At 70.8% G+C, this 26,129-nt stretch carries 24 protein-coding genes, 2 tRNA genes, 1 other RNA gene and 3 pseudogenes; 19 read left to right on the top strand and 11 right to left on the bottom strand.

Annotated features, from left to right (window positions below):
* Nucleotides 1–43 precede the first annotated feature (43 nt).
* Entirely contained in the window at nt 44–928 is an 885-nt protein-coding gene (locus E1269_RS29675) for a phosphatase PAP2 family protein (protein WP_131901464.1), read from the bottom strand.
* 150 nt (nt 929–1,078) lie between these two features.
* Here E1269_RS29675 and E1269_RS29670 point away from each other — a divergent pair, with 150 nt between their 5' ends.
* Both E1269_RS29670 and E1269_RS29665 read left to right on the top strand, forming a co-directional pair.
* Nucleotides 1,079–1,714, top strand: a complete 636-nt coding sequence (locus E1269_RS29670; protein WP_131901462.1) for a TetR/AcrR family transcriptional regulator — start codon at nt 1,079–1,081, stop codon at nt 1,712–1,714.
* Nucleotides 1,715–1,985: 271 nt separating this feature from the next.
* The gene (locus tag E1269_RS29665) at nt 1,986–3,008 is read left to right on the top strand and encodes a hypothetical protein (RefSeq protein ID WP_131901460.1); all 1,023 of its coding nucleotides are present in this window, start codon (nt 1,986–1,988) and stop codon (nt 3,006–3,008) included.
* Here E1269_RS29665 and E1269_RS29660 read toward each other — a convergent pair whose 3' ends face one another.
* Nucleotides 3,009–3,824, bottom strand: coding sequence for a phytanoyl-CoA dioxygenase family protein (locus E1269_RS29660; protein ID WP_131901458.1), 816 nt, complete (start codon nt 3,822–3,824; stop codon nt 3,009–3,011). It abuts the gene before it with no gap.
* A 316-nt stretch (nt 3,825–4,140) separates the two neighbouring features.
* Between E1269_RS29660 and E1269_RS29655 the strand changes: the two genes are divergently transcribed.
* Nucleotides 4,141–7,185, top strand: a complete 3,045-nt coding sequence (locus E1269_RS29655) for an alpha-mannosidase (RefSeq protein ID WP_131901456.1) — start codon at nt 4,141–4,143, stop codon at nt 7,183–7,185.
* 72 nt (nt 7,186–7,257) lie between these two features.
* Here E1269_RS29655 and E1269_RS29650 read toward each other — a convergent pair whose 3' ends face one another.
* Complete coding sequence (locus tag E1269_RS29650; protein ID WP_131901454.1) at nt 7,258–7,440, bottom strand: hypothetical protein; 183 nt, start codon at nt 7,438–7,440, stop codon at nt 7,258–7,260.
* Between the two features lie 169 nt (nt 7,441–7,609).
* Here E1269_RS29650 and E1269_RS29645 point away from each other — a divergent pair, with 169 nt between their 5' ends.
* The 3 genes from E1269_RS29645 to E1269_RS29635 are packed head-to-tail and all read left to right on the top strand — an operon-like array spanning nt 7,610 to nt 10,523.
* Nucleotides 7,610–8,737 carry an NAD(P) transhydrogenase subunit alpha gene (locus E1269_RS29645; RefSeq protein WP_131901452.1) on the top strand — a complete coding sequence of 376 codons (1,128 nt, stop codon included), beginning with the start codon at nt 7,610–7,612 and terminating at the stop codon, nt 8,735–8,737.
* The gene (locus tag E1269_RS29640) at nt 8,734–9,045 is read left to right on the top strand and encodes an NAD(P) transhydrogenase subunit alpha part 2 (RefSeq protein ID WP_131901450.1); all 312 of its coding nucleotides are present in this window, start codon (nt 8,734–8,736) and stop codon (nt 9,043–9,045) included. Before E1269_RS29645 ends, E1269_RS29640 begins: the two co-directional genes overlap by 4 nt.
* A complete protein-coding gene (locus E1269_RS29635; protein ID WP_131901448.1) occupies nt 9,042–10,523 on the top strand; it encodes an NAD(P)(+) transhydrogenase (Re/Si-specific) subunit beta in 1,482 nt (493 codons plus the stop codon). Before E1269_RS29640 ends, E1269_RS29635 begins: the two co-directional genes overlap by 4 nt.
* A 152-nt stretch (nt 10,524–10,675) precedes the next feature.
* On the opposite strand, the gene upp is transcribed toward E1269_RS29635, so the two are convergent.
* The gene (upp, locus tag E1269_RS29630) at nt 10,676–11,317 is read right to left on the bottom strand and encodes a uracil phosphoribosyltransferase (protein WP_131901446.1); all 642 of its coding nucleotides are present in this window, start codon (nt 11,315–11,317) and stop codon (nt 10,676–10,678) included.
* A 104-nt stretch (nt 11,318–11,421) separates the two neighbouring features.
* Between upp and E1269_RS29625 the strand changes: the two genes are divergently transcribed.
* Together E1269_RS29625 and E1269_RS29620 are read left to right on the top strand one after the other, a co-directional pair.
* Nucleotides 11,422–11,631, top strand: a complete 210-nt coding sequence (locus E1269_RS29625) for a hypothetical protein (protein WP_131901444.1) — start codon at nt 11,422–11,424, stop codon at nt 11,629–11,631.
* Between the two features lie 29 nt (nt 11,632–11,660).
* On the top strand, nt 11,661–12,134 hold the full coding sequence (locus E1269_RS29620) for a tRNA adenosine deaminase-associated protein (RefSeq protein WP_131901442.1): 474 nt from the start codon (nt 11,661–11,663) through the stop codon (nt 12,132–12,134).
* Here E1269_RS29620 and E1269_RS29615 read toward each other — a convergent pair.
* A complete protein-coding gene (locus E1269_RS29615; RefSeq protein ID WP_203434200.1) occupies nt 12,131–13,402 on the bottom strand; it encodes a Glu/Leu/Phe/Val family dehydrogenase in 1,272 nt (423 codons plus the stop codon). The two genes, E1269_RS29620 and E1269_RS29615, sit on opposite strands and share 4 nt — an antisense overlap.
* A 148-nt stretch (nt 13,403–13,550) precedes the next feature.
* On the opposite strand from E1269_RS29615, the gene tadA reads away from it, so the two are divergent.
* From tadA to E1269_RS29600, 3 genes are all read left to right on the top strand, one after another.
* Nucleotides 13,551–14,021: a tRNA adenosine(34) deaminase TadA gene (gene tadA / locus E1269_RS29610; protein WP_239001072.1), complete on the top strand. Its 471-nt coding sequence runs from the start codon at nt 13,551–13,553 to the stop codon at nt 14,019–14,021.
* A gap of 54 nt (nt 14,022–14,075) precedes the next feature.
* Nucleotides 14,076–14,165 (top strand) — tRNA-Ser (locus tag E1269_RS29605).
* Nucleotides 14,166–14,312: 147 nt separating this feature from the next.
* Nucleotides 14,313–15,818, top strand: a complete 1,506-nt coding sequence (locus E1269_RS29600; protein ID WP_131901440.1) for a potassium/proton antiporter — start codon at nt 14,313–14,315, stop codon at nt 15,816–15,818.
* Between the two features lie 8 nt (nt 15,819–15,826).
* On the opposite strand, the gene E1269_RS29595 is transcribed toward E1269_RS29600, so the two are convergent.
* Nucleotides 15,827–16,396 carry a LytR C-terminal domain-containing protein gene (locus tag E1269_RS29595; RefSeq protein WP_131901438.1) on the bottom strand — a complete coding sequence of 190 codons (570 nt, stop codon included), beginning with the start codon at nt 16,394–16,396 and terminating at the stop codon, nt 15,827–15,829.
* A 75-nt stretch (nt 16,397–16,471) separates the two neighbouring features.
* Nucleotides 16,472–16,777 (bottom strand): type II toxin-antitoxin system VapB family antitoxin, encoded by a 306-nt coding sequence (locus tag E1269_RS29590; RefSeq protein WP_131901436.1) that lies wholly within the window; start codon nt 16,775–16,777, stop codon nt 16,472–16,474.
* A 61-nt stretch (nt 16,778–16,838) separates the two neighbouring features.
* Here E1269_RS29590 and E1269_RS29585 point away from each other — a divergent pair, with 61 nt between their 5' ends.
* Nucleotides 16,839–18,527 carry a helicase HerA-like domain-containing protein gene (locus E1269_RS29585; protein ID WP_131901434.1) on the top strand — a complete coding sequence of 563 codons (1,689 nt, stop codon included), beginning with the start codon at nt 16,839–16,841 and terminating at the stop codon, nt 18,525–18,527.
* Nucleotides 18,528–18,544: 17 nt separating this feature from the next.
* Here E1269_RS29585 and E1269_RS29580 read toward each other — a convergent pair whose 3' ends face one another.
* Nucleotides 18,545–19,198, bottom strand: a complete 654-nt coding sequence (locus tag E1269_RS29580) for a class I SAM-dependent methyltransferase (protein WP_131901432.1) — start codon at nt 19,196–19,198, stop codon at nt 18,545–18,547.
* Between the two features lie 118 nt (nt 19,199–19,316).
* Here E1269_RS29580 and E1269_RS34485 point away from each other — a divergent pair.
* The 3 genes and pseudogenes from E1269_RS34485 to E1269_RS29565 form a co-directional block, all read left to right on the top strand.
* Nucleotides 19,317–19,577: pseudogene (locus tag E1269_RS34485) on the top strand (hypothetical protein); the annotation flags it as partial.
* Between the two features lie 303 nt (nt 19,578–19,880).
* Nucleotides 19,881–20,750, top strand: a complete 870-nt coding sequence (locus E1269_RS29570; protein WP_131901430.1) for a helix-turn-helix domain-containing protein — start codon at nt 19,881–19,883, stop codon at nt 20,748–20,750.
* A gap of 66 nt (nt 20,751–20,816) precedes the next feature.
* Nucleotides 20,817–21,398: a dihydrofolate reductase family protein gene (locus tag E1269_RS29565; RefSeq protein ID WP_131901428.1), complete on the top strand. Its 582-nt coding sequence runs from the start codon at nt 20,817–20,819 to the stop codon at nt 21,396–21,398.
* Between the two features lie 351 nt (nt 21,399–21,749).
* Here E1269_RS29565 and E1269_RS29560 read toward each other — a convergent pair.
* Together E1269_RS29560 and E1269_RS29555 are read right to left on the bottom strand one after the other, a co-directional pair.
* A pseudogene (locus tag E1269_RS29560) lies at nt 21,750–22,219 on the bottom strand (transposase); the annotation flags it as partial.
* The gene (locus tag E1269_RS29555) at nt 22,218–22,892 is read right to left on the bottom strand and encodes a TetR/AcrR family transcriptional regulator (protein WP_131901426.1); all 675 of its coding nucleotides are present in this window, start codon (nt 22,890–22,892) and stop codon (nt 22,218–22,220) included. The pseudogene E1269_RS29560 and the gene E1269_RS29555, both read right to left, overlap by 2 nt.
* Before the next feature lie 71 nt (nt 22,893–22,963).
* On the opposite strand from E1269_RS29555, the gene E1269_RS29550 reads away from it, so the two are divergent.
* Together E1269_RS29550 and E1269_RS34480 are read left to right on the top strand one after the other, a co-directional pair.
* Nucleotides 22,964–23,389 (top strand): ester cyclase, encoded by a 426-nt coding sequence (locus tag E1269_RS29550; RefSeq protein ID WP_131901424.1) that lies wholly within the window; start codon nt 22,964–22,966, stop codon nt 23,387–23,389.
* 170 nt (nt 23,390–23,559) lie between these two features.
* Nucleotides 23,560–23,826 (top strand): annotated as a pseudogene (locus E1269_RS34480) (tyrosine-type recombinase/integrase); the annotation flags it as partial.
* An 86-nt stretch (nt 23,827–23,912) separates the two neighbouring features.
* On the opposite strand, the gene E1269_RS29540 reads toward E1269_RS34480, so the two are convergent.
* A tRNA-Ser gene (locus E1269_RS29540) sits at nt 23,913–24,000 on the bottom strand.
* 91 nt (nt 24,001–24,091) lie between these two features.
* On the opposite strand from E1269_RS29540, the gene ffs reads away from it, so the two are divergent.
* Together ffs and E1269_RS29530 are read left to right on the top strand one after the other, a co-directional pair.
* Nucleotides 24,092–24,188: signal recognition particle sRNA small type (ffs, locus tag E1269_RS29535), an RNA gene on the top strand.
* A 75-nt stretch (nt 24,189–24,263) separates the two neighbouring features.
* Nucleotides 24,264–26,129, top strand: a 1,866-nt coding sequence (locus tag E1269_RS29530) for a DNA polymerase III subunit gamma and tau (protein WP_131901422.1), incomplete at its 3' end; no start/stop codon positions are given.

The raw sequence follows: 26,129 nt of genomic DNA, 5'->3' as shown, positions 1-26,129 counted from the left end.
GGGTGGAGGCGTGGCACAAGGGGAGGGCAGCCGGCGCCGAGGTTCACCGCACCTGGGAGAGGTTTCCGGGTGACCTCTGCGCCGGGATGGTGCTGGCTCCGTCGGACGCCGGCGCCACACCCTCGTCGCCGGCCGGTGCGACGTTCTCCCGCGCGTCGGCGATGGCGGCGCGGACGGCACGGCCGCGTTTGACACGCTCGATCGTGACCGCGATGCCGAGCCCGGCCACCACGACCGCACCGCCGACCAGTGCGTCGACGACGTAGTGGTTGCCGGTGAGGACGATGGCCGCGAACATCAGGACCGGCATGACCGCTCCGATGATGCGCACGACGAAGTGCCGGGCGAGCGCCACCAGGGCGATGCCGAGCAACAGGATCCAGCCGAAGTGCAGGCTGGGCATGGCCGCGTACTCGTTGACGAAGGTCGGCGAGTTCATCTCTCGGTACGTGGTGGCCTCGAGCGTGACGGTGTCGACGAAGCCGTGCCACGGCAGGAACCGCGGCGGCGCGAGCGGGTAGAGGGCGAAGATGACCAGGCTCAGCGCGCCCGAGGCCAGCAGTGCATTGCGGTAGAACGGGTACGCCACCGGCCGGCGCACGATCAACCAGATCAGCGTGAGCACGAACACGGGCCAGTAGCCGTAGATGTAGAAGCCGTTCGCGAGATCGACCGCCCACCCGTGGTCGAGGATCAGCCCTTGCAACTCGGTCTCCACGTGGATGCCGAGCGATTTCTCGAATGAGATGACGTCTTCGGCGTTCCGGAAGGCGGCGTCGACGCGATCGCTGGTGACCCCCCTCACCAGCGAGTACGCCAACGCTGCCGCCACCAGGAACGCGATCTCGCGCACGGCCATGACGACCCGTGGCTTACGTGCTGCCCGGCGCGGAGCCAGTGCGCGCCGAGACATGGTGTCCGAGGCCATCGGTCCTCCCGTCCCCACGCTGGCGTTCGGCGCGGCGACGATCGGCCGGGCGCCAGCGGCCCCCTCGGTCGGCCTCTACTTGCCGGCCGACAAGTTCGTGGTCTCACGCTACGCCCGGGCTTGTCGGCCGGCAAGTAGTTAACGTATTGTGTGGCCGCCCTCACTTTCTCTACCAGCGAGGCGGCGACGGAGATGACCGACGAGGGACGTCCTGGCATCGACACCGCAGCAAACATTCGCGAGGTCGCGCTCGACCTGTTCTCGCGGGAGGGGTACGAGCGCTCGACACTGCGCGAAATCGCGGACGCACTCGGCATCACGAAGGCGGCCGTTTATTACCACTACCGCACCAAGGTGGAGATTCTCGACGACCTGTTGCGTCCGATGGTCGACGGCGAGAACTGGATCATCGCCAACGCCGAGGCCGACACGGCGTCGATCGGCGATCCGGCGTGGCGTCTGGCCATCGTGGAGCAGTACATCGACCTACTTCTCACCCACCGGCGGGTGGCTACGTACGCCATGAACGACCTGGCCGGCGTCTCGAACTCCACGCTGCTGCAGCAAATGCGCTCCAACGACGCCCGCATGGTGTCGCTGCTGGCCAACGGCGATCTTTCGGTGGAGCAGCGGGTGCGCACCTCCGCCGCGCTCGGCGTGATGGTGGCCATCCTCGCGCTGCCCGACGTGTCGAACGCCGAGCTGCGCCCGCAGCTGCTGACGGTGGTGCGCGACGTCCTGGGGCTGAGGGCGCCGTTGCCGGCGCCGGACACCATAACCGGCTAGCCGGAAGCCGTCGACGTCAACCATTGGACCCGGTGCTGGACGCGAATGAGCGGCACCACCCCGGGGGGCGAGAATGGTGCCGCTCTTGTACCGAGGCTATGTCCGCGCCACCGGAAACGTGAAGGAATCCAGGAAAAATCTTCGACGGCGCCGGTGTCGCGGCCGCGACACTAGTGACACTGCCTCGCACGGGTAGTCAATGGCCTGGCCGAAGGGCCATGGGAGAGACTGGCGTCCGCGTCGTGTCGACGTGACGGTGGAGGGGGTGCGCGTGCGCCGACGGGGTAGGGGCGGCGTCGCCGTGCTGGTGGCGGTTGCCGGTGTGCTGGCCGGCTGCTCGGTCGCCGACGACGGCGCGACCGACGACGGCACGTCCGACGGCGGCCTGATCGCGGGCTCCGGCGAGCCGACCGACCCGGCGACGCGGCCGGCACCGTCCCCGTCCGTCCCCGCCTGCGACGCGCCGTGCTACGGCTCGCCCGAGACAACCGGCGACCTCAGCGAGGACACCGTCGTCGAGGTCAGCGGCATGGCCGCCAGCCAGCGCACGCCCGGCCTCTACTACGTCGTCAGCGACGAAGCCGGCACGTCGGAGGTCGTGGCGGTTCGCGAGGACGGAACACCGGTGGCGCGTATCGAGCTGGCCGGCATGTCGGCCGAGAACGCCGAGGCGCTCGCCGTCGGCTCGTGTGGCGACGACGGCGACACCTGCGTCTACGTGGGCGACATCGGCGACCACGTCGGCCGCGACGAGGTCGTCGTCTACCGCGCCCCGGAGCCGGACCTCGACGGCGTGGACGGCGGCACCGTCGAAATCGACGCCGACGAGCTCCGCTACACCTACCCGGACGAGCCGACCGACGCCGAGGCGCTGATGGTCGACGACGCCGGCCGGCCACTGATCGTCAGCAAGGCCACGTTCGACCGTGACACCGAAGAGACCGGCCCGACACGGCTCTACCGGGGCGCGGCCGACGGCGGCGAGCTGGAGCTGATCGGCGAGATCGAGCTGCCGGCGCCGGAGCGCGGCCTGCTGGCCGGGCTCGTCGGCAACGTCGTCACCGACGCGGCCGCGGCCGGCGGCCTGGTGCTGCTGCGCACGTACGACGAGGTCCTGGAGTACCGCGCCGGCGACGAAGGCGACGACCTCGCGAGCTTCCCGCAGTGGCCGATGCGCCGGGTCCCGGCGCCCGGCCAACTGCAGTCGGAGACGGTCACCTACGTCGTCGACGGGTGCGGCTACCTCACGACGTCGGAGCTGACCGGCGCCGTCGACGTCGTCCGCTGTGAATGATCAGCCGGCGTAGAGAAGCGGGTTCAACGGCGTCTCGGGGATGTCGCCGACCTGGGCACCTGGCATCAGCAGGTTGAGCTCCCGCTGCTGCTGTGGCCGGACGAGGGGCGCGATTCGCATGCTGGCGTCCATGTAGATGACGGTCATCACCCGCCGCGGCTCGGCCGACAGGTTCTGCTCGGCGCGGTGGAAGGTCCAGCCGAGGTGGAAGCTGACGTCGCCGAGTGCGTACGGGCGGATGTCGACCGGGAACCCCTCGCGGCGCAACGCCTCCTGGATGGCCGCCTCGGACTCGTCGCTGATCGGCAGGTCGCGGCCGAACTCGAACCGGTGGCTGCCGGCGGCGAACGCCAGTGGGCCCATCTCCAGTGGGGTCTCCTGCAGTGGAACCCAGACCGTGCAGATGCGATCGCTGGCGAAGGGCCAGTAGTACTGGTCGGCGTGCCACGGCGTGATGCCGCCGCCGGGCTCCTTGTACAGCGCCTGGTCGGCGAAGAGGCGCACGCTCGCCACGCCCAGCAGCTCGGCGGCGATGCGGGCCAGCCGCGTCGAGTACACCAGGCTCCGGGCCGCGTCGCTGTGCCGCCAGAGGTTCCCGACCTGCAGGAACGCCTTCTGCGTGGTGGTCCGTTCCGCCATCGGCGTGTGCACGGTGTTGAGCTCGAAGACCTTCGCGGTGATCTCCGGCTCCACAGTGCGCAGCGAGGCGGGATCGAGGGCGCCCGGCAGGCGCACGTACCCGTCGCGGCCGAAGGCCGACACGGCGTCGGCGGCAAGGCTGTAGGGCTGGCCGAGGGCTGTCGTGGGTGATGGCATCCGTCGGATCCTTTCCGGCTCGTCGCGACGCGATACAAATGGCGAACCAGTGGTCTGGTTCAGCCGTGCACGGCCGCACCACGGGTCAGGCCTACGTGTCTCCGAAATGTAGCGGCACTCGCCACGAATGACCAGACCAATGGTCTGAAAACTCCTCGGGGACGCCGAGGTCACAGCGGCCGGCGCACCGCCCGCGGGGTGTCGGGGGAACGATCCCAGCATCGGCGTACGGTAGACCCCTGACTGGTAGACCCCTGACTGTCGACCTCGACCCGCCCGCCTCCGGGCAGCAGCCTCCCTCTGGAGCCACTCAGCCATGCATGACACTCGAGCGCTCGTCGAGAAGCGCCTGAAAAGAGTCCTCAACCAGCGCCTGAAGCCGGCGGTCCACCGCACCGTCGCACCGCTGACGCTGTCGGCGTGGCACGTCGACGGCGGCCAGGGCGAGCCCGTGCCGCCGTCGGAGGCACTGCCCGGCGGCGCCGCCGTCGACGAGGGCCGGTACGAAGCCGTCGAGGTCGGTGAGCGCTGGGGACCGCCGTGGGGCACCTCGTGGTTCCGGATCACCGGCACGGTCCCCGCGGCGGCCGCCGGCCAGCGCGTCGAGCTCGTCATCGACCTGGGCTGGGAGAACCGGTTCGCCGGCTTCCAGGCCGAAGGGCTCGCCTACCGACCTGACGGCACCGTGGTCAAGGGCCTGAACCCGCGCAACCTGTGGCTGCCGGTTGCCGACCCCGCCGTCGGCGGTGAGCACATCGACGTCTACGTCGAGGCCGCCGCGAACCCGCGGCTGGAGGGCGACACGCCGTTCGCCGCCACGCCGCTGGGCGAGAAGGAGACCGCCGGCAGCGAACCGCTCTACCGCATCAACCGCGCCGACATCAGCGTCCTCGAGCGTGAGGTCTGGGAGCTGTGGCAGGACCTCGAGGCCATCGGCGGCTTGATGGCGCAGCTTCCCGAGGGCGAGCCGCGCCGCTGGCAGATCCTGCGCGCCGTCGAGCGTTCGCTCGACGCGCTGGACCTGCAGGACATCACCGGCTCGGCGGCCACCGCCCGGGCCGAGCTCACCGGTGTCCTCACCAAGCCGGCCAACGCCAGCGCACACCTCGTCTCCGCCGTCGGACACGCCCACATCGACTCCGCCTGGCTGTGGCCGGTCCGCGAGACCGTCCGCAAGGTCGCCCGGACCACGTCGAACGTCGTGAGCCTCCTCGACGAGTACCCCGACCTGGTCTACGCGATGTCGTCGGCTCAGCAGTACTCCTGGATCGAGGAGCACCGCCCGGAGGTGTTCGAGCGCGTCGCCGAGCACGTCAAGGGCGGCCGCTTCGTCCCCGTCGGCGGCATGTGGGTCGAGTCCGACACGAACATGCCCGGCTCGGAGGCGATGGCCCGGCAGCTGGTGCACGGCAAGCGGTACTTCCTGGAGCGGTTCGGGCTGGAGACCGAGGAGGTCTGGCTGCCAGACTCCTTCGGCTACTCCCCGGCGCTGCCGCAGCTGGTGAAGCTGTCCGGCTCGCGATGGTTTCTGACCCAGAAGATCTCGTGGAACAAGCAGAACGTGTTTCCGCACCACTCCTTCTGGTGGGAGGGCCTGGACGGCACCCGGGTGTTCACGCACTTCCCGCCGGTCGACACGTACAACTCCGACCTGTCCGCCGGCGAGCTGGCGCACGCGGTGCGCAACTTCCGCGACAAGGCCGACGCCAACCGCTCGCTCGTGCCGTTCGGCTGGGGCGACGGTGGTGGCGGTCCGACCCGTGAGATGATCGCCCAGGCGCGGCGGACGGCCGACCTGGAGGGCTCGCCGCGGGTCACCGTCGAGAGCCCGGCGGCCTTCTTCGCCGCGGCCGAGGCGGAGTACGCGAACGCCCCGGTCTGGGCCGGCGAGCTCTACCTGGAGATCCATCGCGCCACGTACACGTCGCAGGCGAAGACCAAGCAGGGCAACCGGCGCAGCGAACACCTGTTGCACGAGGCCGAGCTGTGGTCCGCGGCCGCCGCGGTGGCTGGCCTGGTCGCCTACCCCTACGACGACTTCGACCGCATCTGGAAGCAGGTGCTGCTCAACCAGTTCCACGACATCCTGCCCGGCTCGTCCATCGCCTGGGTGCACCGCGAGGCGCGTGAGCAGTACCAGCGCATCGCGGCCGAGCTGGCGGAGATCATCGACCGGGCGCAGCGGGCGCTCGCGGGCTCCGGCGAGGTGCCGGTGGTTTTCAACGCGGCCCCGCACGGACGGGGGGAGGTGCCGGCGTTCGGCGCCGCAACTGCGGACGCCGCACCTGACGCCGTCGTCGCCGCGCCGCAGGACGGAGGCCACGTGCTGGACAACGGCGTGCTGCGGGTGGTGGTCGACGACCGCGGGGTGATCACGTCGGTGCTGGACCTGGTCGCCGGCCGTGAGGTGCTGTCGGGGCCGGCGAACCTGCTCCAGCTGCACCCGGACCTGCCCAACGAGTGGGACGCGTGGGACGTCGACCAGTTCTACCGCAATACCGTCGTCGACCTGGTCTCCGTCGACGAGCTGAGCGCCGACGGCGGCACGGTCCGGGTGGCACGGCGCTTCGGCGACTCCCGCGTCGTCCAGACGATCACGCTCGAGCCGGGTGCCCGCCGAGTCGACCTCGCCACCGAGGTCGACTGGCACGAGAAGGAGAAGTTCCTCAAGGCCGCGTTCGCGCTGGACGTGCAGACCCAGCGGGCCGCGTACGAGACGCAGTTCGGGCACCACTTCCGCGCCACGCACGAGAACACCTCATGGGACGCGGCCAAGTTCGAGGTCTGCGCGCACCGGTTCGTGCACCTGGAGGAGCCCGGCTACGGCGTCGCCCTGGTCAACGACTCCACCTACGGCCACGACGTGCGGCGCTCGGCCGCCGACAGCGGTGGCACGACGACGACGGTGCGGCTCTCGCTGCTGCGCGCGCCGAGATACCCGGACCCGGAGACCGACCAGGGCACCCATACCCTGCGGTACGCGCTGGTGCCAGGTGCGTCCATCGGTGACGCGGTCCGCGAGGGCTACGCGATCAACCTGCCAGCGCGGACGGTGCCGGGCGCCGGCTCAGCGGTCGAGCCGCTGGTGCGGGTGGACGGTGACGGCGTCGTCGTCTCGGCGGTGAAGCTGGCCGACGACCGCTCCGGTGACGTCGTCGTCCGGCTCTACGAGGCGCGCGGCGGTCGGGCGACGACGACGCTGACCGCCGGGTTCGCGGTGGCGTCGGTCGAGGAGACGGACCTGCTGGAGCGCCCGGCCGAGCCCGACGCCGTCGTCGAGGCCGACGGCCCCGCCGTGTCGCTGCGGCTGCGGCCCTTCCAGATCGTGACGCTGCGCCTGCGGGCGAGCAGGCCGTCCTGAATTCCGTGATTGTGTTCCCTCGCGGACGGACAGCGGCCGCGAGGGAACACGATCAGCGGTTCGTGCGAATCGTCAGGGACCGATCTGCCGGTTGCGGCGGTTGCGGAGCCGGCGCCGCTGCGACGGGTCGAGCATCAGGTACCCGGCGACCGGGATGCCGACGATGACGAGCAGGGTCAGCCACCAGGGCAGCAGCACGATGGCAAGGATCACCGCTGCCGCTCCTCCGATGATCCATCCGGTGTTCTTGCCCATGGTCGGTCCTTTCTCGGGGCTGACTCCATTGTCACCCCTCCGGCGCCGGAAACCGTCCTCCGTGCGAAGGGATCCACCCCTACGGGGCGCCCAGCCGGCTCCGTCGTCGTCCACAACCGTGGGCGACCTCTGTCGATCAAAGGTCGTCGCGAGGTAACGTCTGCGGTCAATGAAGGTCGTCGTCGTAGCCGAGGTCCGGGAACACGAGCGCCGGGTGGCGCTGGTCCCTGAGCTGGTGGGCCGGCTGACCAGCGCGGGCCTCGACGTCGTCGTCGAGTCCGGTGCCGGCGCGGGCGCGCTCCACCCTGATTCCACGTACGAGGCCGCCGGTGCCTCCGTCGCCGCCGGCGACGATGCGCTGGCCGGCGCCGACGTGGTGGTGTCCGTCCAGCCGCTCGAACCGGCGCGCCTCGCGACGCTGCGGTCCGGCGCGGTGACAGTGTCGTTCCTGCCCGCCGCGCAAGAGCTCGACGTCGTGCGGGCCGCGCGCGACGCCGGCGTGACCTCGTTCGCGCTGGAGCTGATACCGCGCATCTCCCGGGCCCAGTCGATGGACGCGCTGACGTCGCAGGCGCTGGTGGCCGGGTACCGGGCGGTCCTGGTGGCGGCCGAACGGCTGCCGCGGTTCTTCCCGCTGTCCATGACCGCCGCGGGCACCATCCCGCCGGCTGAGGTGCTGGTGCTGGGAGCCGGCGTCGCCGGGCTGCAGGCCATCGCCACCGCGCGCCGGCTGGGCGCTCGGGTCCGGGCATACGACGTCCGCGCGGCCTCTGCCGACGAGGTCCGCAGCCTCGGCGCCCAGTTCGTCGAGCTCGACCTGCCGAGCCTCGAAGGGGCCGGCGGCTACGCCCGCGAGATGACCGAGGAACGCGCCCAGCTGCAGCGCGACCTGCTGGCGCCGCACGTCGGCTCGTCCGACGTCGTCATCACCACCGCCGCCGTGCCGGGCCGGACCGCGCCGCTGCTGGTCGAGCGGGCCGCCGTCGAGGCGATGAAGCCCGGCAGCATCGTCGTCGACCTCGCCGCCGAGTCCGGGGGCAACGTCGAGGGCAGCCTCGCGGGCTCCGAGCTCGACGTGGGCGGCGCCCGGCTGTGGGGCGGACGCAACGTGCCGAGCCAGCTGCCGGTGCACGCCAGCCGGCTGTACGCCGCCAACGTCGTCAACGTCGTCCTGCTCATGACCGGCGACGGCAAGGTCACGCCCGACTTCGACGACGAGATCGTCGACGGAGCCTGCGTCACCCACGACGGTGTCGTCCGGCACACCCCGACCCGCGAGCTGCTGGAGGGCCCGTGACCGAAGGAGTGGCGCTGCTGACCGTCTTCGTGCTGGCGGTCTTCGTCGGCTTCGAGGTCGTGTCCAAGGTGTCGTCCACGCTGCACACCCCGCTGATGTCGGGCGCCAACGCCATCCACGGCGTGATCCTGGTCGGCGCCGTCATCGTCGCCGGCACGGCCGACGAGGCAGGAGTGCTGGTGGTCGCGCTGATCGCGGTGGTGCTGGCGACGCTGAACCTCGTCGGCGGATTCGTCGTCACCGACCGCATGCTGGAGATGTTCGGCGCGCGACGACCCGAGGCGGCGGCCAAGGACGGTGCTGAGTGATCGCGGTCTGGGCCCAGGTCTGCTACGTCGTCGCCGCCGTCTGCTTCATCCTCGCACTCAAGGGCCTCTCGTCACCGAAGACCGCCCGCCGCGGCAACCTTGTCGGCGCGTTCGGTGCGCTGCTCGCCGTCGTCGTCACGTTCATCGCCTACGACATCGACAACCTCGGCTGGATCCTGTTGGCGGTCGCCTTCGGCGCGGTCGGTGGCGCAATGGGCGCGCGGCGCGTCGCCATGACCGCGATGCCGCAGCTGGTTGCGCTGTTCAACGGCGTCGGCGGCGGCGCGGCGGCGCTGGTGGCGCTCCTGGAGCTGTCCGAGCCGGCCCGCGCCGGCATCACCCGGCCCGCCGGGTTCGGCGACGACGGATGGTTCGCGTACTCGCCGCTGGCCGAATCCGGCGGCCACACCGAGTCCGAGATCCTCCGGATGGTCGACCTGCTCAGCACCGGCACCCTGACGGCGACCGCGTTCACGGTGCTGATCGGCGCCGTCTCGTTCTCGGGATCAACTGTCACGTTCCTCAAGTTGCAGGAGCTGATGACCGGCCGGCCCATCACTTTCCCCGGCGGCCCCATCGTGTTCGGTGCGGTACTGGTGGCCGCGGTCGGACTGGGGCTGTGGGCGGTGGCCACTGGCAGCGTGACGCTGGCGATCATCCTGGCGCTGGTCGGGCTGCTGGCCGGGGTGCTGCTCGTGCTCCCCGTCGGCGGCGCGGACGTGCCCATCGTCATCTCGCTGCTCAACGCGTTCACCGGCCTGGCGGTCGCGGCCGGCGGCTACGTGCTGGAGAACGCGCTGCTGCTGGTGGCGGGCACGCTCGTCGGCGCCAGCGGCACCATCTTGACCCGCGCGATGGCGCACGCCATGGGCCGGTCGGTGTCGTCCATCCTGTTCGGCGCGTTCAAGGGCGGCTCCACAGCCGGCGGCGGCGAGGCGTCGGACCGTCCGGTCCGCTCGGCCGGCCCCGACGACGTCGCCATCATGCTCGCCTACGCCCGCAAGGTCATCGTCGTCCCCGGGTACGGGCTCGCGGTCGCGCAGGCACAGCACACCATCCGCGAGCTCGTCGACCTGCTCGAGAAGCGCGGCGTCGAGGTCGGCTACGCCATCCACCCCGTCGCCGGCCGCATGCCTGGACACATGAACGTCCTGCTCGCCGAGGCCAACATCCCCTACGAGCAACTGCTGGAGATGGACACCGCCAACGGCCAGCTCCGAACCGCCGACGTCGCGCTGGTCGTCGGCGCCAACGACGTCGTCAACCCCGCCGCCCGCACGTCACCGGGGTCGCCCATCTACGGCATGCCCATCCTCGACGCCGACCACGCCGGTGCCATCGTCTTCCTCAAGCGGTCCATGCGGCCGGGCTTCGCCGGCATCGAGAACGAGCTGCTCTTCGACCCGAAAACCACCCTGCTGTTCGGCGACGCGAAGGCGTCCCTGACCGCCCTGGTCAGCGCCCTCAAGTCCCTCTGACCCGCGTCGCCCGGCCCTTCCAAATGATCACGTTCACCACGAGATCTCGTGTCGCACCATGCTTGTAAGCCTCGTGTGGCGCGAGGAATCCTGTCGAACGTGATCATTAGTCGGCGCGGTCGGACGTCCTCAGAGCACGGGGCGCGGCGGGGTCAGTCGACAATGCCGTAGAGGCGGTCGCCGGCGTCGCCGAGACCGGGGACGATGTAGCCCTTCTCGTTGAGCCGCTCGTCCACGGCCGCGGTCACGACGGTGACCGGCACGCCGAGCTCGCTGGTCTCGTGCTCCAGGTGCTCCACGCCTTCGGGCGCGGCCAGCAGGCAGACGGCGGTGATGTCGTCGGCGCCCCGGTCGACGAGGAAGCGCACCGCGGCGGCCAGCGTGCCGCCGGTGGCCAGCATGGGGTCCAGGACGTAGCACTGCCGGCCGGTGAGGTCGTCTGGCAGCCTGGTGGCGTAGGTGGTTGCTTGCAGGGTGTCCTCGTCGCGGATCATGCCGAGGAAGCCGACCTCCGCGGTGGGCACAAGCCGGGCCATCCCGTCGAGCATGCCGAGGCCGGCGCGCAGGATCGGCACGATCAGGGGCTTGGGCGCGCTGAGCTTGACGCCGACGGTCGGCGCGACCGGGGTCTCGATGCTGACCTTCGCCACGCGGGCGTCGCGGGTGGCCTCGTAGGCGAGCAGGGTGACCAGTTCGTCCGCCAGGCGGCGGAAAGTCGGAGAGTCGGTTCGCGCGTTGCGAAGCACGGTGAGCTTGTGCGCGACGAGTGGGTGGTCGACCGCCAGCAGACGCATGCCAGGAACCTATATGAATACGGGCATGCTCTCGACCTGCTACCCCTGCTGGTGCTAGCGTCCGCTGAGTGTGCAGGGATCGCTCCATGCGAAACGGAGGCCAGATGCCCGAGGGCGCCATTGCCGAGCCGGCCGGCTCGGGTGTAGACGATCCCACTTGTCATAACGCTGAGCTCGTCACCGACATCGCCCGGCTGCGGCAGCGCGCGGTGTTCCTCCGTGAACTCGCCGAGGCCCGCGCCCTGCTCGCCCGGCCCACCACGTGGCGCAGCCCATCCATCGTCGGCCGCCAGCGCTTGAGGCAGAGCATCTAGCCGGTAGCTGCATGTGAGGAGTGCGGGCCGTGTCCGACGCTGAGGGCGTCGTCGACTTCGTGGTCGTCGCCTACCGCGAGGAAGGACAGTGGCAGGTCGAGTCCGCACCGCGGCAGTTGGGCCACGACCTGAACAAGATCATCGAACTGTTGCGGCAACGCCCGGGCGAGTCCGGTGCGCTCGCGTTCGTCTCCGTCGACGAGGACTTCTTCTACGCCGTGCGGATGCTTGGCCTCGACGTCCGGCTGCTGCTGTCCGACGTCACCGCCGCCACCGATTGGCCGATGGCGCGCGACGTCGTCGAGCGGCTCGGGCTCCCGCTTCCCGACGACGACGACCGCGTCCAGCCGGCCGGCGACCTCACGATCTTCGCCGACCTGGGCATCGAACCGATGGCACTGGCCGCCATCTGCGACGACATCGACTACTACCCGGACGAGATGCTCATGCGGATCGCCGCCCGGGCCGGTTTCGGGCCGCAGCTCGACGACGTGCTGCCCTAGATGCGGCCCCGCAACCGCAGCGCGTCGGTCACCCGCTCGACGGCGACGGCGTACGCCGCCTGCCGGTAGCTGCAGCCATGCTGTTCGCTGAACTCGGCGACCTGGCCGAACGCGCCCACGAGCCGGATGCGGAGCTCGGCGAGGAACCGCTGCTCGTCCCACGGGTACTGGTGGAGGTTCTGCGCCCACTCGACGTACGAGCCGATCAGGCCGCCGCCGTTGGCGACGATGTCCGGTACGACGCGGACGCCGCGATCGGCCAGGATGCGGTCGGCCTGTGGCGTCACCGGGTGGTGCGCGCCTTCGACGATGACGGAGGCTCGCACCAGGTCGGCATTGAGGGCTGTGATCGCCTCGCCGGTCGCGGCCGGCACGAGCACGTCGCAGTCGAGGGTCAGCAGCTCCGCGGGGGCGATGCGCTCGTATGCCACGCCTGCATCGGCGACCGAGTAGCCGGCTTCGGCGGCCCGTACGAGTGCGGGCACCGCCAGCCCGCGCTCGTTGAGCACGGCGCCGCCGGCGTCGCTGACCGCGACCACCCGCACGCCGCGGGCGTCCAGCTCGCGCGCCACCCAGGAGCCGACGGCGCCGAAGCCCTGGATCGCGACCCGCTGTGCGGACAGGTCGATGTTCCAGCGCCGGGCCGCGGCGGACAGGACGTGCACGACCCCACGACCGGTGGCGGCGTCGCGACCGGGAATGCCGCCCAGGCTCACAGGCTTGCCGGTGACGACTCCCGGCGCGTAGCCGTGTCGGCTGCTGTAGGCGTCGAGGAACCACGACATCACCCGCGCGTCGGTGTTGAGGTCCGGGGCCGGCACGTCGCGGTCCGGCCCGACGATGTGGCTGATGGCCAGCGCGTACTGCCTGGTCAGCGCCTCGAGCTCGGCGGTGGAGAAGTCGGAGGGGTCGATCAGCAGGCTGCCGTGCGCGCCTCCGAACGGCAGGTCGAGCAGCGCGGCCTTCCACGTCATGAGCGACGCGAACGCCCGGGACTGGTTGAGGTCGGCGCGTGCGTGGAAGCGCAGGCCGCCCTTGAACGGGCCGCGGACGCCGTTGTGCTGGACGCGGTACCCCTGGACGACCGTGAGGCTGCCGTCGTCGCGCCGCAGCGGCAGCTGGACGCCGACCTCACGTTCGTTGATCTTGAGGATCTCGCCCACACCGGGACGGAGCTCGAGCAACTCGGCGGCCTGGTCGATGTACCCGTTGACGGCGACGTTCGGGGTCAGGCCGTGATCGATCATGCTGAGGGAGTGCATCGTCATGGGCGGATCTCCCGTAAAGCGAACGCTCGTTCTTCTTAGTGTGGCACGGTGCCGTTGATCTGGTCAAAGGATCGCGCGTCTTTCCTGTGGAAGCGCTGAGAACGGCGCCGCAGGAGCTGTGGCGCGGCCGGCTCGCTAGGGTCGGAGCATGTCCGCACGCCCTGCGGGTGCTGCCTATGTGCCGCTCATGCGCGAAGCGCTGGCCGAGGCGGCCGCCGCGCTGCCGTCCGGGGACGTGCCGATCGGCGCGGTCGTGGTGTCCGCCGACGGCGCCGTCATCGGTCGCGGCCACAACCGGCGGGAGGTCGACGGTGACCCCACCGCCCACGCGGAGGTGCTCGCCCTGCGCGCCGCGGCCGCGGCGACCGGCGGATGGCGGCTGGACGGGGCGACGCTGGTGGCGACGATGGAGCCGTGCGCCATGTGTGCCGGTGCTCTAGTGCTGGCCCGGGTGGATCGGCTGGTGTACGGGGCGGTCGACCCGAAGGCCGGCGCCGTCGGCTCGCTGTGGGACCTGGTGCGCGACCGCCGGCTCAACCACCGTCCCGAGGTGATCGCCGGTGTGCTCGCCGACGAGTGCGGCGCCCTGGTCCGCGAGTTCTTCGCCACACACCGCTGAGCACCGGGCCGTACGATTTCGCACAGCACCGAAGGCTCCGGTACCCTCAACGGCGGTAGCGTGTCCGAGCGGCCTAAGGAGCACGCCTCGAAAGCGTGTGTGGGGGCAACTCCACCGTGGGTTCAAATCCCACCGCTACCGCCAGACGAGCGCACGAGCCCGCCCCGGAGTCCTCGGGGCGGGCTCGTGCGTTTCCGCAGGGTCCTCGGGCGGCGCGGCCCGGTCCGACCGTAGGCTCGACATCCGCTCCGACATGGCGTGGGGGTCTCGTTCTCGGAGGGTGGTGGGGGTGTGACGGTCGACACGCTGAACGTGTTCCTGCTGGCTGGCGCCCTCGTCCTCATCGCCGCCGTCGTCGCCGTCCGGGTGAGCCTGAAGCTGGGCCTGCCGAGCCTCGTGCTCTATCTGCTGATCGGGGTGGGTCTGGGCGAGTCGGGCCTGGGCATCCAGTTCTCCGACCCGGAGCTGGCCCGCTCCTTCGGCTACGCCGCGCTCGTGATCATCCTCGCCGAGGGCGGCCTGACCACCCGCTGGGAGCACGTGCGCCCGGCGTTCGGGATCGGCCTGTCGCTGGCCACCGTCGGCGTCGTGGTCAGCACCGCAGTCGTCGCCGTCATCGGGCACTACCTGCTGGGCCTGGACTGGCTGCTCGCGATCCTGCTCGGTGCCGTCTTCGCCCCGACGGACGCCGCGGCGGTCTTCTCGACGTTGCGCCGGATGCCGTTGAAGCGCCGCGTCTCCGGTGCGCTGGAGACGGAGTCCGGGCTCAACGACGCGCCCGCCATCGTCCTCGTGTCGATCCTCAGCGCCAGCGACGGGCCGAACGAGAGCCTGGTGATCCTCGGGCTGACGGTCGTGTACGAGCTCCTCGGCGGCGCCGCGGTCGGCTACCTCGTCGGGCGGATTGGCGCGGCGATCCTGCGTTCGACCGCGCTGCCTGCCTCCGGCCTCTACCCGCTCGTGGTGTTGACGCTGACTGTGCTCGCGTACGGGACCGGGTCGGTCGCACACATGAGCGGTTTCGCGGCGGTGTACGTGTCCGCGCTGGTGCTGGGAAACGCGCAGCTGCCGCACCGCGCCGCGACCCGTTCGTTCGTCGAAGGGCTGGCATGGCTGTCGCAGATCGGGCTGTTCGTCATGCTCGGGCTGCTGTCGTCGCCGTCGGACATGCCCGGCGCGTTCGTCGCGGCCATCGTCGCCGGCGTCGCGCTCACCTTCATCGCCCGCCCGATCTCGGTGTGGGCGTCGACCGCGCTCTTCTCCATGCGGAGGCGCGAGAAGCTGTTCCTCTCGTGGGCCGGACTTCGCGGCGCGGTGCCGGTGGTCTTCGCGACCGTGCCACTCGCCGAGGGCGTCGAGCGTGCCGACTGGCTGTTCGCCGTCGTGTTCATCGTCAGCGTCGTCTTCACGCTGATCCAGGCGCCGACGCTGCCGTGGCTGGCCGGCCGGCTGGGCATGGCTCCGACGTTCAGCGCGCGGGACGCGGAGGTCGAGTCCGCCCCGCTGGAGCGGATCGACGCCGACCTCATCCATGTTCGCGTCACACCCGGCTCGAAACTGCACGGAGTAGAGGTCGGCGAGCTGCGGGTGCCGCCCGAGGTCGGCGTGGCGCTGATCATTCGTGGCGACACCAGCCTGGTCCCGGGCCCGCAGACCAAGCTCCTGCACGGTGACGAGATCCTGATCGTCGCGCCGCGCGCGCTGCGCCGGGCGACCGAGCTGCGGCTACGGGCGGTGAGCCGGCGTGGCCGGCTGGCCGGATGGTTCGGCGAGGAGGGCCGCGACGAGCCCGACTGACGCCGCGGCTACTCCGCCTGTTGCGACGGCTGGCAGGGCGGCAGGGTCGACGACGCGGTCGGCGCCGGGGCCGCCGGGTCGGCCAGCGCCTCGAACGCCTCGCCCAGCACCAGGTCGACGACGGCGTCGGTGCGCTCATCGGGCACGTAGGTCGCGCCGGGCACCAGGGACGCCACCAGCCCGGCGGCCGCCTGCTGGTCGGGGCCGGACCGCACCTCGGCGGTGCCGGTGATCTCGCGATCGAGCGGGTCGTTGTCGATGTCGACGACGACGAATCCGCGTTCGCGGACCAGCCTGGCCACCGCAGAGGCCAGGCCGTTGCGATCGGTGGCGTTGTAGATGTTCACCTGGATGTCGGCCGGCGCCGGAGCGGCCGTGGGCACGCCCGGCGCGCAGGCTTGGTCCGACTGCTCGGCCGCGGCCTCCCCGCCTTCGTCGTTGACCACGTTGCGCCAGCTGTACCAGGCCGCGCCCACGACGAAACCGATCAGCACAAGCAGCGTCACCGAGGTACGGATGCGCTTCCATCGACGTCTGCGCGCATAGTCGCCCTCGGACATCTGCTCGTCGAAGGCCATGCCACCTCCGGGGTCGGCCGCCGTGCCGCTGGTTCTGGATCAGCAGCCTAACCGGGCCGCTCCGGTTTCAGCAGGTCAAGCCTCGGTGTTGGGCAGTTGGAGCACTCGGGCGTGGATGACGGGGCGCTGCTGGAGTGCCGCCCGCAGCGCGCGATGCAGCCCGTCCTCGAGGTACAGCTCGCCCTTCCACTCGACGACGTGGGCGAACAGGTCGCCGTAGAACGTGGAGTCGTCGGCCAGCAATGTCTCGAGGTTGAGGGTGCGCTTGGTGGTAACGAGCTCGTCGAGCCGGATCTGCCGTGGCGGAAGGTCCGACCAGTCCCTCAGCCCGGTGTCGTGGTCCGGGTAGGGCTTGCCGTCTCCGACACGCTTGAAAATCACCTAGCGCAGTCTAAACTGCGGGCGACGTTTCGCCAGGCATATGCCGGGGACGGGGGTGGACATGGCTGACGATCTCGTGACAACTGTCCAGGCGGGGTACACCTTCGACGGTCCGTGCGTCGAGCTCGGAGCCCTGGTCGTCGACGGCGCGCCGCGGGCCGACGCTCCAGTGCGGGTGCCGCTGGCCATGCTCAACCGGCACGGCCTGGTGGCTGGCGCCACCGGCACCGGGAAGACCAAGACGCTGCAGCTCATGGCCGAGCAGCTCGCGGCGGCCGGCGTGCCCGTGTTCGCCCCGGACATCAAGGGCGACCTGTCCGGGCTGGCGTCGCCGGGTGCCTCGGACGCGAAGATCGCCGCGCGGGCGGAGTCGATCGGCCAGCGGTGGACCCCGACCGCGTACCCCGTCGAGCTGTTGCGGCTCGGCGACGACGGTGTCGGTGTGCCGGTGCGCGCCTCCGTCACGTCCTTCGGGCCGACCCTGTTGGCGAAGGTCCTGGAGCTGAACGAGACGCAGGAGAGCTCGCTCGGCCTCGTCTTCCACTATGCCGACACAGCCGGGTTGCCGTTGGTGGGCCTCGACGACCTGCGCGCCGTGATCGAGCACCTGACGTCGGACGAGGGCAAGGACGACCTCGAGGGTGTCGGCGGCCTGGCCAAGCAGACCGCGGGGGTGATCCTGCGCGAGCTGGTGAACTTCGCCGCCACCGGCGCCGACGCGTTCTTCGGCGAGCCGGAGTTCGACGTCGCCGAGCTGCTGCGCACCGCCGAGGACGGCCGCGGGGTCGTCACGCTGCTGGAGCTGCCGGGCGTGCAGGACCGGCCGGTGTTGTTCTCGACCTTCCTCATGTGGCTGCTCGCGGAGCTGTTCGAGACGCTGCCCGAGGTGGGCGACGCGGACAAGCCCAAGCTCGTCTTCTTCTTCGACGAGGCGCACCTGTTGTTCAAGGACGCGTCGAAGGACTTCCTCGCTGCGCTCGTGCAGACCGTGCGGCTGATCCGATCGAAGGGCGTCGGTGTCTTCTTCGTGACCCAGTCGCCCAAGGACGTCGACGAGGACGTGCTGGCCCAGCTGGGCAGCCGGGTGCAGCACCAACTGCGCGCGTTCACACCCAACGACGCCGCCGCGCTGCGGGCCGCGGTGCGCACGTATCCGACGTCGGGCTACGACCTGGAAGAACTGCTGACGACGCTCGGCATCGGCGAGGCGGTCGTCACCGTGATGTCGGAGAAGGGCGCGCCGACGCCCGTGGCACACACGATGCTGCCCGCGCCGACGTCGCTGATGGCTCCGTCGCCGGTCGAGCTGCTCAGCGGCCTGGCGTCGTCGTCGCCCCTGGCCGCGAAGTACGCCGAGCGGCTGGACCGCGAGTCCGCCTACGAGATGCTCACCGGGAAGATCGCCGCCGGGCCGGGGGAACCGCTGGACGCGGGGCCAGGCGGCTCGAGCCCAGCCTCGGGCGAGGCGCAGCCGCTCTCGCGGGAAGAGGAGATCAAACGACTGGAGGCGGAGATCCGGGGGCTCCCGGTCCCCACGACGGTGCCCGTGCCGCCGTCGTCGTCCGCGGAGGAGTCCGAAGACGACCAGCCGCAGCCGCGCTCGCGCGCGAAGCGACGGTCGTCGTCGCGGTCGAGGACGACGTCGCGCCGGGCCGCCGACGGCCCGCTGGACGCGCTTCTGAGGACCGCGGGGCGGGAGCTGGCGAAGGAGATCGTCCGCGGCGTGTTCGGCACCCGTCGTCGTCGCTGACTTGCTGCCCGGTGGTGTCATGGCCGGGCGGGCTTCTGGGCGAGGAAGATCGCGTACTGGCGCTTCGCCTCCGGCTTCTCGACCAGGAGCCGGGCGGTGACCACCAGCCCGGCGTCGGCGAGCAGAGCGACGATGCGCTCGGCAGGTAGCAGGTAGGACTCGTACGACACCGGGTGCCCGCCGTAGGCCTGGGTGGGCCGGAAGTGATCGTCGTCGCCGATGTACGTGCCCAGCAACAGGCGGCCGCCGGGTGCGAGGGTGCGGCCGAACTCGGCGTAGATCGTCGGCAGGTGCTCCGGCGGCGTGTGGTAGGTGGAGAAGAAGGCCAGGATGGCGGCCAGTCCCGCGTCGGCGAGGTCCAGGGCGGTCATCGAGCCCACCTCGAACCGCAGGTCGGGGTGGTCGCGCCGAGCCAGCTCGACCATCCGCGGTGAGAGGTCGACGCCGAAGGCGTCCAGTCCCATGCCGGCCAGCAGCCCCGTCAGCCCGCCGGGGCCACAACCGAGGTCCGCGACCGGGCCGCCGCCGGCGTCACGGACGATCTCGGCGAAGGCCGTCAGCATCGCGCGGCCGATCGGATCGAGGCGGCTGGGCGGGTAGAGCTCGGTATAGGAGTCGGCGACGGTGTCGTACGACTCGCGGACGGCGGACAGGAAGGCGGGCTCGGTCATGCCCGGGACGCTAACCCCCGGCACCGACAGCCGCGTTCGCCCAGCAGGGGCGGCAAGGGGCACCTACCGGATCGCCGCGCGGCTGGACTTCGAGGCGGCCTGACGCGATCCGAAGCCGCTCGTCGGGTTCAGCGACATCACCTATCTCCGCCTGGCGCTGTGGCGACGATGCAAGCTCGTCGGGCTGCACGGCCCGTTCGTCAACTGGTACGACGAGTACACAGGTCCAGGCGCGGCGGAGTCCCTGCGTCGCGCCCTGACGACGATCGAGCCGGGTCGTCGTCCACCGCGATCCGGACGAGCCCACCGCGGCGGCGCGGGTCGACGGAACGGCGACGGGCATCCTCATGGGAGGCAACCTCACGGCGGTCCGGGGTGAGGTGGGTGCCGAGCTGCCTGGCTTGGCCGGCGCATCCTGTTCATCGAGGACAAGACGGGAACAGGGCTCGGGCAGGTCGATAGGAGCTGACCCAGCTGATGAGGTCCGGCTCGTTGGCTGGGCTCGCGGCGTGGTCGTCGGGCAGTTCCCCGGTGTGGAGGACGGTTGGACGATCATCGATGTGCTGCGGGACCGGCTCGGCGCGCTCGGTGTACCTGTCCTCGGTGGCGTGCCGGTCGGCTCGTCCGGGATCGGCGCCGGCTCGATGCTGGCGGCAGCGCGGCTGGACCATCACGGCGCGCGATGCCGGCGGGGCGTCGGGCGATACTGGTGGGCGTGGAGTACGTGTCCAGAGTGCCGCGACCGCCGCTGGACGGGCTGATCGACGACCTCTACTACCTGGAGGGTTCGCCGCCGTACGCCCGGCTCACGCTGCCGCCGCCGGCGGCGCTGCTCATCGTCAACCTCGGGGCGCCGTTCCGCATCCGCGCCGGCACCGACATCGAGACGGCCGAGTACGCCGACGGCTGCGTGGTCACCATGCCCACCCGCGCGTGGGAGTTCGGCTACCCACTCCGGACCCGGTCCGCCGGCGTGCACTTCAAGCCGTGGGGGCTGGCGCCGTTCCTGCCGATGCCCGCGGCCGAGCTGTGCGACCGGCCGGTGACGGTTGAGCAGGTTTGGGGCCGGCCCGCCATTGCTGAGCTGCGGGAACGGCTGGCCACTGCGGACGGACCGCACGAGATTCTGACGCTGCTCGAGGAGGAGCTGATGCGACGGCTGAGCGAGACCGCCGGCCTGGGGCTGGTCCGCCATACGAGCATTGTCATCGCGGCTACCAGCGGGGCGGTGGCGATCGGCGACCTGAGGGTGGCCGCAGGGGTCAGCAGCACTCATCTGGCACAGCGGTTCAAGGAGCTCGTCGGCGTCACGCCGAAGCGGCTGGCGCGCACCTACCGCTTCGCCGCCACCGTGTTCGCGATCAACCCCGCCGGACCGATCGACTGGGGCGAGCTCGCCGGTGGCGCAGGCTACTTCGACCAGGCCCACTTCGGCCACGAGTTCCGGGCGTTCACCGGGCTCACGCCGACCCGGTACGTCGAACTCCGGCGGCGGTTCCTGCGCGAACATCCCGGCCACGTGCTGGACAGCTGGCCGCTGCCGGCCGATTGATTTCTTACAAGAGCGACAGCTCACGAGACTCTAACCTGAGGGCATCCCACAGCAGAGGAGCGCCCGATGGGCACAGTAGTCATGTACAGCTCGGTGTCTGTAGACGGCTTCATCGCGGACGAGAACGACCAGCCCGGACCGCTGTTCGACTGGTTGCTCAGCGGTGACGTGCCGTTGGACGAGAGCGGCGAGTTGAAGGTGTCACAGACGTCCTACGACTACACCCGGCCGTACTGGGATCAGATCGGGGCGACAATCGCCGGCCGCCACGTCTTCGACATGACGGACGGCTGGGACGGGAAGCCTCCGGGCGGGATCGACCACGTGGTCGTCGTGACGCACCGGCCGAAGCCCGAGGGCTGGGACCCCGAGGCGCCGTTTCACTTCGTCGACGGCGTCGAAGCAGCCGTGGCCAAGGCGCAGGAGCTTGCGGGTGACCGCATAGTCGAGGTCGCCGCTGGCGACGTCGGTGGCCAGGTGCTTGCCGCAGGCCTGATCGACGAGGTGCGCATGGACGTCGTACCCGTGGTGTTCGGGTCCGGCAAGCGCTACTTCGGGTCGGTCCACGCGCAGCACCTGTTGGAGGATCCTGACGTGATGATTCAGGGCAACCGGGTGCTTCACCTGCGCTATCGGGTGCGCCGTTGACCGATCTGAGCGGGTACGCGAAAAGGCCCACTGCGAACGGTGACACAAGATCGGGCCTCCGGCTGCGTTTGCGCATCGCTGTCCCTGGTCGGACAGCCGACGCCGATCCGCCCCAGCACCTCGCCTGCGGCAAGTTCACTTGAGATCACTGGTTGCCGGTTTCCGTCGTATCTTTGGCCGACCCCCAGGAGAGCGGCTCTTCACCAAGGCAGGGTGTAGTAGGGGTCTGAATCCGCCTGTCTCGAGTAGGGAGCGGGCGATGTAGTTGGGGAGGTTGCGGAAGCCGAGGGCGAAGCCGCGCAGGTGCTCCAGGCGGCCATTGATCGCGGCGGCGGCGGTCTTGAAGCCGGTCAGCAGCCTCGCTGGACCCGTACCGGCGCGCACCGGCGTGAGGTCGATGATCACGGTGACGTACTTGTCCCCGGCGGCGGGTGTGGCGCCACACGTGCTCATCGACCCCGATGACCTTCACACCATTCAACCGGCCGGGATCCTTGATCAGCATCCGTCGGCCCTCGGCCAGGACCGCGTCGTTGGCGGTGTTCCACGCGACGCCGAGCCCTTGGGCGACGCGAGCGATGCTCAAATGCTGACCCACGATCGCCTCCAGCGCCCCGGCCAGTCCACGACGCGACAGCCTGGCCCGCGGCTCGGCCGCGCGGCTGGTGTCCTGGCGACCCACATGCCCCACCCCCGGTCCACCGGTACCGGCGGATCGTCACCAGCAGGGTGGTCGGTCGCCAGCCCAGCGGCTCGTGCGCCAGCTCCCGCGTAACGGTGTCCCGGGTCTTCCTGCACGCCCGCAGCCGGGGCGGGTTTTCATGTCCGTGGCTCGTCGCCGGGTGGCAGCAGGGCGTGGATCAGGGTGTCGCCGATCCACCGCTCGTACTCCTCGTGCGACCAGCCGCATGTCAGGACGAGCGCGTCGTAGGTGGACTGCGCGCAGACCGTCCAGATGATGTCGGCCGCCCGGTCGGTCGACACGTCCGGGCGCAGCGCTCCGCGCGACTCCAGCAGCCCGGCGAACCGTCGCAGCCCGGTGTGCCGGAGATCGGCCTGCTGGGTCTGCAGTGCTTGCAGGGCGTCGTCGGTGGCGGCGGCCGCGTCGAGCACACGCAGCAGCGGCCCTACTCTGCTCCAGATGCCCGGCTGGGTCGCGGCATAGGCGCGTAGCTGCCGTCGGGGGTCGGGCTCCTCGATGATCTGTCGGATCGCTGGCCGCTGCTCCACCGGGACGTCGGAGCGTTCGACGCCGCCGGCGACCGCGGCGAGGACGGCGGCCTGGAGCAGGCCGGCTTTGCCCGCGGCCGTGCGGTACACCGTCTCGACCGCAACGCCTGCCTCGGCCGCGATGCGCGGGATCGTCGCGCGCGCGTACCCCAGCTCGACGAAGACGCGGCCGGCCGTCTCGACGACGTGGGTTCGGGTCTGGGCGGCGCGGATTCGCCGGTTCGTCGAGTCGTACCGGCGCTTGGGTCTTGCGTTCTCCGACATTGAGGAGAATGATACTGTCACGAATTAGTCCGGACCGGCTGACACGCCGGTGAAGGAACGGGGGGTACGTCATGACCGCTGACATCAAGGAGAGCGCTCGCCGCGTGCTGGAGGAGATCTTCCCGGCGAACGACGAGGCCGCGCTGGCCGAACTGATCAGTGACGAGTTCGTCAACCACGATGCGCCGCCCGGCACGCCGCCGGGGCTGGGTGGCATCGCGATCTTCATGAACCTGCTCGCGAACGCCTTCGCCGACCAGAAGTGGACCGTGCACCAGGCGCTCGCCGAAGGCGACACCGTCGCGATCCACTGCACGCACAGCGGTCGGCACGTCGGCGACTACTTCGGCATCGCGCCCACCGGCCGGTCCTTCAGCTATCGGCAGATGCATGTGATCCGCTTCGCCGGCGGCAAGAGTGTCGAGCACTGGGCGGTGCGTGACGACGCCGGCCTCATGCGCCAGCTCACAGCCTCGCCCGCAGAACCGCCGGCTTGAGATCGAAGCCGGCAGTTCGAGTCAGGTGGCGGCCACTTGGCGGGCGAGGCTGTGGCCGGGGCGCCACACCCAGGGCTGTTGGTGGACCGGTTCTGGCAGAACCTGCACCGCGCCACCGGCTACTCGGTGCACTACTTCGCCGCCGTCGAACCCCAACGACGTCCCGCCCACCGGGGACCGACCACCACGAGTGGAAGCGGCTCTTGAAGGCCGCCGGCGTCCGTGACGGTCGCCTGCACGATGCCCGGCACACGGCGTCGACCGTGCTGCTGATCCTCGGCGTGCCTGAGCGCACCGTCATGTCCATCATGGGATGGTCGTCGACAGCGATGGCGGCCCGATACCAGCACGTCACCGACCCGATGCGGCGAGCGGTCGCGGATCAGGTCGATGGGCTGCTGTGGGCCGACCAGGACGACGACGAGAAGCCCGCCTGACGAGGGCAAATGAGACCAGAACTGAGATCACAGGCACCTCGAGGCCGTCCCTGAGGGGACGGCCCCGAACGTCGGGCTGGTGAGAGTGGCGGAGGATAGGGGATTCGAACCCCTGAGGGATTGCTCCCAACACGCTTTCCAAGCGTGCGCCCTAGGCCACTAGGCGAATCCTCCGTCGCAGAGGCTATCCGACGACGGCGGCCGGGTCGAAATCGGGCGCCCACCGCCCGATGTGGTTCGCGGGCTCGAACCACGTACACTGACAGCCGACCCCTCGCGCGGCGGTATCCCGCCGAACTCCCCCAGGGCCGGAAGGCAGCAAGGGTAAGTGGGCTCTGCCGGGTGCGCGAGGGGTCCTTTGCCGCTCCCGGCGCGGCCGGTGCCCGAGATCGGGTGCAGATGGGAATCTGTCGGTCCGGGCGACTAGGGTTCGCAAGGTGTCGTCGCTAGCCCTCTATCGCACCTACCGCCCTGGCAAGTTCGCCGACGTGGTGGGGCAGGAGCATGTCACGGTGCCGCTGATGCGGGCCCTGTCGAACGACCGCGTCCATCACGCCTACCTCTTCTCCGGCCCGCGCGGCTGCGGCAAGACGTCGTCCGCGCGCATTCTGGCCCGCTCGCTCAACTGCGAGAAGGGGCCGACGGCCGAGCCGTGCGGCAGCTGCCAGTCCTGCCAGGATCTCGCGCCCAACGGGCCGGGCAACATCGATGTCGTGGAGCTGGACGCCGCCACGCACGGCCTGGTCGACGACGCCCGCGACCTGCGTGAGAAGGCGCACTTCGCGCCGGTGTCGTCCCGGTTCAAGATCTACATCATCGACGAGGCGCACCAGCTGGGCCCGGGCGCGGCCAACGCGCTGCTGAAATTGATCGAAGAGCCGCCGGCGCACCTGAAGTTCATCTTCGCCACCACCGCGCCTGACAAGATCATCGGCACCATCCGGTCCCGCACGCACCACTATCCGTTCCGGCTCATCCCCACCAAGACGTTGCAGCAGAACCTCGGCTGGATCTGCGAGCAGGAGGGTGTGGCCATCGAGCCGGCCGCGCTCGCGCTGGTGGCCCGGGCCGGCGCGGGCTCGGCCCGCGACGCCCAGTCCATCCTCGGTCAGCTGATCGCCGGTGCGGGCGACGACGGCGTCACGTACGAGCTCGCGGTCGCGCTGCTGGGGTTCACCGACGCCGCCATGCTCGACCAAGTGGTCGAGGCCATCGCGGCTGGCGACGGCGGGTCGGTGTTCGGTGCGCTCGATCGCGTCATGGACGCCGGGCACGATCCACGCCGCTTCCTGACCGACCTGCTCGAGCGGTTCCGCGACCTCATCGTCCTGCGGGCCGCGCCGGACGCCGTCGCCGAAGGTCTGCTCGACACCCCGCCCGACCAGGCCGAACGGATGTCCGCGCAGGCGTCGCGGTTCGGCCCCAACGACCTCATCCGGCTCGCCGCGGTCGTCGACGAAGGCATCACCGCCATGAAGGGCGCCACACCCACCCGCCTGCAGCTGGAGCTGGTGTGCGCGCGGCTGCTGCTGCCCGGCGCCGACCACTCCGTCGACGGCGTCCAGGCGCGGCTCGACCGGGTCGAGCGCCGCCTCACCGGAGGTGAGCCGGTCGCACCTGTCGCGGCACGGCCGGTGAGCGCTCCTGCGACGACGACGGCGGACGTGCCGGCCGCCGGCCCAGCACGACCCACGGCCACGGAGCCGGCAGCGCCGCCAGTGGCAGGTGCGGAGGCGACGGCGCGCAGGGAGCCGGCCGCCCCGGAGCGCGTCGCCGAGGCGGAGCCAACCGCCGGGCCGACCGACGCCGAACCGGGCCCGGCCGACGTGCCCCAGCCGTCCCGGCCGCCGGCTCAGCCGCCGGCCCAGGCACCGGCCGCGGGGGAGTCCATCCGCCCGGCCGCGGCACGGCCCACCACGCCGCAGCCCATCTCGGCCGCGGGCGCCTCGGGTGGCGTGGCCGACGTGCGGCGGATGTGGCCGGAGGTGCTGGTGCGGCTCAAGGAGATCAAGCGCACTCCGTGGAGCCTCATCTCGCAGGAGTCGACGGTCGCCGACGTCTCCGATGGCGTGCTGACCCTCGCGTTCCGCCAGCCGACGCTGCGCGACACGTTCTCCCGGCGCGACGACTTCCAGGCGTGCCTCCAGCAGGCCATCAAGGACGTGCTCCTGCTCGACCTGCGCATCGAGGCGATCGTCGACCCGTCCGCCGACCCGTCGGCACAGACCCGCCAGCCGGCGCCGTCGTCGGGTCCCACGACCCCACCCGCTCGCCCCGCAGCACCCACGAGCCCGCCCCAACAG

It is taken from the genome of Jiangella asiatica, assembly GCF_004349065.1.
Classification (GTDB): Bacteria; Actinomycetota; Actinomycetes; order Jiangellales; family Jiangellaceae; genus Jiangella; species Jiangella asiatica.
This window is presented reverse-complemented; position numbering and strand designations above follow the sequence as displayed.